The organism is Bacillus cereus group sp. N12, assembly GCF_016483575.1.
Classification (GTDB): Bacteria; Bacillota; Bacilli; order Bacillales; family Bacillaceae_G; genus Bacillus_A; species Bacillus_A toyonensis.
The window spans coordinates 1-8,404 of record NZ_JAEHBO010000131.1; the positions used below are offsets into that span (position 1 = coordinate 1).

Below are 8,404 nucleotides of genomic sequence, written 5' to 3' on the forward strand. Positions count from 1 at the left end.
GAGCTCCGATAGAATATCGAATCTCGATGGCTGCTTAGTCTTTTTAATACTGTCTACTTGACAGGGATAAGACCAATACACAGGGTCTCTTTCCCTGAGAAAAGTACACACATTTTACTAATTTTGATTCGAACTATCTGTATTAGTAGCTTCACCATGTATACGTTGCTTTTTTAAATCAAAGTATACATCTAAAACTTCCTTTCCAATTATAGAATTAATTCCGCTTTTATCATCATGAAGCCATGGAACTACTATAGAAAATGCTACTTCTGGATTATCAAATGGAGCATATCCAACTAACGTTAAGTTGTAACATTCCATACGTTCTCCTTTTGCATTTCTACCAATTGGATCATCTCCACCATATACAGTTTGAGCTGTCCCCGTCTTTCCTGCTGGTTTATATGGAGCATTTTTGAAATGTTTCACGCCAGTTCCATCACCTTCTTGGAATACCCATCTAAACCCCTCTTTTATCCGATCAATATGTTCTGTCTTCATATCAACTCGATTTAATACGACAGGCTCTATAGAGCGTATAACTTTGCCAACCTCTTCTTCTTTTATTGATTGTTCTCGTATTTCTTGTACAATTTGAGGTTGCATTCTATAACCGCCATTCGCAATCGTTGAAATATATTGTGCCAATTGCAATGGCGTATACGTATCATACTGACCGATAGAAAAATCTAGTAAAAACCCAGGTTGACTATCTACCGTTCTCGTTTGTCCGGTTATTTCATTCGGTAAATCAATACCTGTTGGGACACCTAAACCAAATTGTTTAAAATAATAGCGCATCGTATCAAATGCTTCTTGTTTAATATCCAACGTACCATTTGGTACGTAATTAACCCCTGCGATTTGTAAGGCCGTTTGGAACATGTATACATTCGAAGATACTTGTAAAGCTCTTAAATCATTAATATTACCAAATCCAGATACATTCCATGATTTCTTAGCTTGTGTACCTTTAAATTTCATAGGCGCGTCATAAAATTGATCTCCTGGATGTATTGCCCCTGTCTCATATCCAGTTAATAAAGTAGCACCTTTTACAGCTGACCCTAGCTCATACGAAGTTGTCATGTTACCTAAAGCCAAATCCTCAATCTCTATTTTCCCTTCTTTTTCTACAATCTTTTTGCCTGCCATAGATAAAATCTGTCCATTATTTGGATTCGTCATGACGACAAAAGCTCGGTCCAACAGTGGCTCTGAACTCTTAAAAGCTCTCAAGTTTTTCTCTATACTTTCTTCCACTTTTTTTTGTAATTCCATATCAATCGTCAATGTTAAACTATTACCACTTTTTCCTTTAGAGATTATTTCTGTGCTAACAATATTTCCGGATTTATCAGTTATGTTTTTCACTTCTTCTTTTGTACCGTGTAATGCATCTTCATATCGTTGTTCAATATAACTTTTTCCTACACGATCATTACGGTTATATCCACGTACCAAATAAGAATCTAAGTTTTCTTTCGGTAATCCTTCTTCACTGCTTGTAATATTACCTAACACGGAACGAAATAAATTACCATTTACATAATTACGTTCCCAATCAACCGTTGCATCTACTCCCGGAAACTCCTCAAGCTTTTCACTTATCCGCGCATACTCTTCATCTGTTACGTCTTTTTTGATAATTTGTGGTGTCAGTTGATAACCTGCACTCATTTTACTTTTAATAGCTAACACCTTTAAATCTTGTGCTGTTAATTCTGCCAATTCTACTTCTGTAACGCGACTTCGTCTTAAGTCATCAATTTTTTTATCTAACTCTTTTCCCTCAATTCCCTTTTCTTTAAACTTTTCTATATCTTTTTTAGTTATCTTTGTCTCTGCACGTTTCTTATTCAACTGCATCCAGAAATCTTTTTTATCGATATCGGTTAACTTATTTATATCTTGTTCGGGCATTTCAAGTACTTTCGCCAAGTCTATTGCTGTTTTTAAAATATCTTCACTCGTAATCCCCTTCACCCTTGTATACGTAATTGTGCGAAGAGATTTATTATTAACGACTGCTTTTCCTTCTCGATCTAGAATTTGTCCACGTGGAACTGCTATACTAGTTATTTCATTTTGACTGCTTTCCACTTGGTTCTTATAAGCCTCTCCTTCAACGATTTGTACTTTTCCTAGCTGCATAATAATAGCTGAAAACAGTAGAAATATGCAAAGGAACATTATATTTAATCGAATAGATATATATGTCTGCTGCTTCTTTTCTTTTTGTTTTTTCATAAATCCTCCATATAATTCTTCCGGAACTCCTCACTAATACTTAGTAAATAAATACGTTCCCTATATATTAGAAACCACCATTCAGTTATAAATAGTGTCTTATCTTTTTTCTACATCCTTGTAAGCGTCAATTTCTTTTCGTTTAGCCGCGTAACTGATACATCTCCTTTCCTGTCTTTCTCTCTATTTTTTTGTTGCTTGCATTAGAAATGCTAAACTGTATAATGACTCATATTAAGCTTACACATAGACTTGCTAGTAACTTTTCATGCTGGTTATTCCTTTCCTCATGCTGTAATACTTAATAGACAACCTAAGTAATAAAGTTGTTCCACATTTACAAAAAAAATAATTAACTATAAGATGAAATAGGCTACATAAGGGAGGGTTATATGTTACATATAAAAAGATGGAGATTTTTTGCGGTTCTTTCTATTGTAGGTTTGATTTTACTACTTTTAGTAAAAATCAACTTCATTTCAATTACTATCGCAACTTCTTCAGCTGAAAGAGGAAAAATTTTCGATCAAAATGGTGTAATACTAGCTACAAATAAGAAAGTTAATTCTATATATTGCACTTCTAATGATGAAAAGCTATCGAATCAAGATACATCAAACACATTAGCTTTTTTCAATCAATTTTCAAACGAGTTTCAACATGACATTTCTGCAGAGGACATAAAATCACAATTACAACAATCTTGTAAAAAGCAGACTATGAATGATATACCGTTATACTCTGACATAAATGAGAGTGAACTTACATTCATAAACAAGAACAAACCCAATAATGTAATAATTAAAGATGAATGGATTCGATATTATCCAAAACACGAAATTGGTTCACAGCTAATTGGATATGTAGAAAATGACCTTAATTCTAAGTATGGACCTGTGGGAAAAAGTGGGGTTGAGCTTCAATATGAAAATGATTTAAAAGGAAAACCCGGAAAAACTCTGATTTTTAAAATGAATAATAAAAAGTTCTCATGGAACATTCAAAAAGTACAAAGAGGAAAAGATGTCCGGCTAGCTTTAGACTCGAAATTGCAGCAAAAAACAGAGGAAGCATTACGATCTCAAATTAAGAAAATACATGATGCTAAAGCTGGTTATGTCGTAGTAACTGATATAAAAACTGGCGCAATTTTAACTATGGCCAACTCGGCAGTTTTTAATCCAAATACATTACATACACATGTATCATCTAAAAATGAAAACATTAAATCACTTTCGCAAAATAAAGCAATTCAAAAATTAAATTATGGCGAATCTTATGTAAATATGGCCTCTACTATAAAGCCACTTACTATTTTAATTGGATTAAATGAAAAGCTTTTTCAACCTGAAGATACTTATTTAGATAAGGGCACTTTTCAGTATGATAATCAAAATAACATTACGAATGCACCTGGAACGCCAACAGGTGAGATTACACCGAGGCAGGCTATCATTAATTCATCTAATACATTTATGACTGCAAAAGTAGCTCTGCCCTTATTCAACAAAAATAATGGGAATATAGAAAAAGTGGCACATATATGGACAGATTATTTAATGCAATTCGGCCTACGTTCTAAAACCGGGATTGATTTACCCTTTGAAGAAGACGGACAATATGAATTCCATCCATCTAATAAGTTTGAAAATGGAATCTCCGCTTTATTAAATGCCTCTTGGGGAGGAAATGAAGTGCATACCCCTCTTCAACTCGCTCAATATGCAGCAACTTTGGCAAGTAAAGGTGATAAATATAAACCTCAAATCGTAAGTGCTGTTATGAGTCCTGACGGTAAGGAAACAAAAAAGTTTAAACCAATTTTAGAAAGTTCAAATCGTTATCCTATGAAATTTTGGAGTGTCGTGCAAGGTGGAATGAGTCAAAATATAGAGGAGATTAAAAACTTGCCCTTTCATGTCGCAGGTAAAACAGGTATAACAGGCTCTCCCAACGAGCAAGAAAGAATGATAAATCATTCTCTTTTCATTGCATATGCTCCTACCGAGGATCCACAAATCGCCATTTCTGTCGTTATTCCTGGTAGTAATTCAGAAAAAAACATTGCTGCTCTCGTTACATCAGAAATTTTAGAGTCTTGGCATACACTTCAAAAAGAAAATAATAATAAAGAGGAAGGTTCATTAAAGTGAACCTTCCTTTTTTACCATATAGAATCTATATTTATTATTTTCCATTCACCATTATCATTTTTTTCGAACATGAATGAATACTTAATATCAGTTAAAACATACTCTTTTTGTACATATCCAGTGTTACCGTTAATTGTCGATATTTTTATATATCCATCATTTTGCACTTTTTCTGGAATCCAAGCTTTTACCATTTCATTAGATACTTCATATACAACCTGTGATTCTCGTTTTGGTTCAGCTAAAATTTTTGTTTTATTTCCAGTAACCGTTGCATATATAAAATGCGTTTGCTTTGGTTGGTTACTTTCTGTCAAACCACTTGGTACTTTGTATAGTTTTTTTGTATCATTTGCAAATTCTCCCCCCATTGTAAGAGCGACTTGCAACTCATGAAAAATGTCTTCATCAAACTTCAATTCATCCTTCTTATAACTCTTCCCTTTAAATAGAACTTCATCATTTAATGCTCTATACAAATCATTTTCATTTTTTGAATTTGTGCTTTGATATAAATCATTCATAAATTGTTTTAATGATGGATCTTGAGCAGACTCATCTTTTGTTTTCGGCTTAATTTGAGTACTACTTTGTACCGGTGATTTATTGTCATCAAGCCAAGGTTGTTGAACAATAAAAAATAACATAGTACAAACCAAAACAACTGCAACAGACAATGCTTTTTTACGAAATGGTCTCTTATTTTTTACAGAATCTACTTCACTATTTTGATATACCGATTGCTTTATTTTATAAATAAATTCTTCTTCATCTTTCCGATGCTCCATTGGGCCTTTTTTCAATTTACTATACCAGTCAGGATTTTTTTTACTGTTCATCACTACTACCCTCCCCTATTAGTTTTGAAACTTTGCTTCTCGCTCGGCTTAATCTAGATTTGACTGTTCCAATTGATACACCTAATGTTTCAGCCATTTCTTCATAAGATAATTCATATTTCGCGTCCAGTATTAGTATTTCACGGTGTTTTTTAGGTAATTTTAATACAACATCCCACAGTTCATTTAGTTCCTCTTGCTTAAAAAACTCTTGTTCTGCCGAGGAAGACTGCTTGTCGTCACTAAAAAATCCCACTAAGGATATCCTTTTAAAATAAGAGGATTTCAAATAGTTTATCGCTGTATTTCTTGTAATTTTTAATATCCACGTTTTAATAGATGACTCCTTTCGAAACGAATGCCAATGTTTAAAAACCTTTATAAAGACATCTTGTGTGATGTCATCTGATAAGTGTGGATCTTTCGTAATAATAAATGAATAATTCCATACATCTTGCCAATAGTCTTTAATAACATAGTCAAGCTCATCATGATTACATTTTTCAATAAACTTCTGTTCCATTTCCACACCTCAAACTTATTTGAATAAACATAAAACTGCCCTCACTTTTAATATGGTTTCAATATATAGACATGATACAAGTTTCATTTGTTCCATTGTTTATCTTTTTTTGATAGAAGAATTCTCCTGAAAAATGTAAAGGTATGCAATACATTTTATTACATAATCACCTTTACATTCTCTTCGATGACAGACTCTATATTCAGCCCGTACTTGCAAATACTATTTCAAAAATCACTTTTGAAACAATAGAATTTGATTTAAATAATGAAAATGATAAGATATCAACTTTTTAGAACCACAATAACATAGAAAAAGCATTCTCAAGTAGGGAGAATGCTTTTTTTAAAACTTAATTGTTCTTTGTTTTGCCCAATTTATACTATTGAGTTAAGCATACATATAATATATATAGTAAAAGATTTCACCTTATAATCTAGTGTTATTTCTGAAAAACATGTTTTACTTTTTCACCTGGAACATTACTGCCCCCTCTTCCTTTTACATCTTCAATCATCATGGTAACAATCATGTCTGGCGCATTTGCATCAAACGCTGCAAACCATCCAAGTTCTTTTCCGTCTGCTTCTTTCGACTCCTTCAGTTCTGCTGTACCGGTTTTACCAGCAAGAGTTACACCATCAACCTTAGCAATTCTCCCAGCGCCGTCAGGGTCATTAATAACTTTTATTAATGCACTCTTTACTATCTCTTGATTCTTTTTAGAGACCACGTTTTCTTTCCAATTCCCCGCTACTTTTGCTTCTTTTAACAGATGAGGCAACGGAATATTCCCTTCATTCACAATCGGTGCATATGTTAATGCTAAATGAAGTGGCGTCATTAATACTTGTCCTTGTCCATATCCCGTGTCTGCTAGTTGAATATCATTTTTTATCCCATCTTTTGCAATTGTTGAAATAGGAAATTCGTATTCGATTGGTAATTTTTCATGAAATCCGTACTTCTTAAATTCATTTACATACTGTTCTTTCCCCATTTTCAAAGCTTGTTGAGCAAAATAAATATTATCAGAGTACTTCATTGCCTTTTCAAAATCAATTGGACTAGCTTCCTTCACACGTGTTACATAATAATTTCCCCACGATGAATCTTTTGTCCACTTCAATCCTTGAATTTTAAATTCTTCTTTAGGATTTAATGTTTTCGTTTCCAAACCAATTGCACCTGTAATCGTTTTAAATACAGAACCTGGTACAAATGCTTTTGTGAAGCGATTCATCATTGGCAGTTTAGAGTCGTTATTCCATGCTTCTCTTTGGGCTTTTGACGCTCCTCTAACTATTATATTTGGATTATAAGCAGGGCTACTTACAAGTGCGATTGTTTCACCCGTTTTAGGATTGACCGCTGCACTAGATCCTGCTTCATTTTTCATCTCATTAAAGATTTTTTCTTGAATTGCAGCATCAATTGTTAACGTAACATTTTCCCCTTCTTTTGCTTCTTTTTTTGCTACGTTTTTAATCTCTTTCCCGTTTTCATCTTCCATAAATACGCGCCCACCCTTTTCACCACGCAATGTATTCTCTAATACTTTTTCTAAACCTGTCTTACCCACTAAATCATCTGCTTGATATCCTTTTTTTTGAAGCGATTTTAACTCCTCTGCGTTCACCTTTCCTATATATCCTGTTAAGTGTGCCGCTGCTTCTCCTAATGGATACGTACGAATATTTATTGGGCGAGATGAAACTCCTTCTAATTCAATATAATCATTCTGTCTGGTTCCCTCTTTTAAAATGCCAATTGGTACAAAGGAGTCTGGTTTTATCCATTTCGCTGTGAGCTTTTGTTCAACCTCTTCTGTAGACATATCAAGTAATTGTGCTACTATTTCTTTCGTTTGCGCTGCTGTTTCACCTAGTTTCTCTGGAATAATTCCAACCTCAGACGCTTTACCGTTCGTTGCAAGCCCTTTTCCATTTCGATCGTATATTTCTCCTCGTTTTCCTTGTTCTATTTGCATACGTACTTTGTAATCTTTTTTCATACCTGGGAAAATGAAGTCTGGCGTCCAATCTATTTTCCAAGATTCCTTTTCTTTCACAAGTTTTACTTCATGGATGAATGAAACTGTTCCTCCATCCGTATCCATTTTAACTTCAAAAAGAAAACGTTCTTTATCTTTCGTATTCTCTCCTTTCGTTTTAACTTTTAAATTCTTAGCTCCAATCCCCTCATAGATTTTTTGATATTTTTCTGTGAATTCTTTTTTAGAAATCGTTTTTTTGGCATGATCTGATAAATGATCATACATATTTGCAAACTTTTTATCATTCCATAAATTAACATATTCTTCAAATGCTTGTTTGGGCGGTTCGTTTTTATTACACCCTACTAACATAACCGCGAAACAAATGAAAAACAGCATCAATAATTTTTTCAATTCAATCTTCTCCCTTAGTTAAAAATGATGATTCCTTTCTTAATTTATTAAATAAAAAATGTTTCAACGCTTAATAGACAGTGTAAGTAATGACATTGTTCCATATTTACAAAAAAATTAATTTACGCTTAAGTTGCATTTGAAGAGAGAAGTTTGTAAGATTCAAAAGAAAAACCGATGAAAAGTATACCTTTCATCGGTTAACGAGATGCATACGGGAATATGA

The 8,404-nt window shown here is 33.4% G+C and carries 5 protein-coding genes; 1 reads left to right on the plus strand and 4 read right to left on the minus strand.

From position 1 onward, the window contains the following. Positions 1-117 precede the first annotated feature (117 nt). Positions 118-2,253 (minus strand): peptidoglycan D,D-transpeptidase FtsI family protein, encoded by a 2,136-nt coding sequence (locus JDS92_RS28695; protein ID WP_199632944.1) that lies wholly within the window; start codon positions 2,251-2,253, stop codon positions 118-120. 392 nt (positions 2,254-2,645) lie between these two features. Between JDS92_RS28695 and JDS92_RS28700 the strand changes: the two genes are divergently transcribed. Next, entirely contained in the window at positions 2,646-4,406 is a 1,761-nt protein-coding gene (locus JDS92_RS28700; protein ID WP_199632945.1) for a peptidoglycan D,D-transpeptidase FtsI family protein, read from the plus strand. An 11-nt stretch (positions 4,407-4,417) separates the two neighbouring features. On the opposite strand, the gene JDS92_RS28705 is transcribed toward JDS92_RS28700, so the two are convergent. The 3 genes from JDS92_RS28705 to JDS92_RS28715 form a co-directional block, all read right to left on the minus strand. Beyond that, positions 4,418-5,245, minus strand: a complete 828-nt coding sequence (locus JDS92_RS28705; protein ID WP_087969230.1) for an SH3 domain-containing protein — start codon at positions 5,243-5,245, stop codon at positions 4,418-4,420. Continuing rightward, on the minus strand, positions 5,235-5,768 hold the full coding sequence (locus tag JDS92_RS28710) for an RNA polymerase sigma factor (RefSeq protein ID WP_000435492.1): 534 nt from the start codon (positions 5,766-5,768) through the stop codon (positions 5,235-5,237). Before JDS92_RS28710 ends, JDS92_RS28705 begins: the two co-directional genes overlap by 11 nt. A gap of 442 nt (positions 5,769-6,210) precedes the next feature. After that, positions 6,211-8,178 carry a penicillin-binding transpeptidase domain-containing protein gene (locus JDS92_RS28715; RefSeq protein ID WP_199632946.1) on the minus strand — a complete coding sequence of 656 codons (1,968 nt, stop codon included), beginning with the start codon at positions 8,176-8,178 and terminating at the stop codon, positions 6,211-6,213. Between the last annotated feature and the right edge of the window lie 226 nt (positions 8,179-8,404).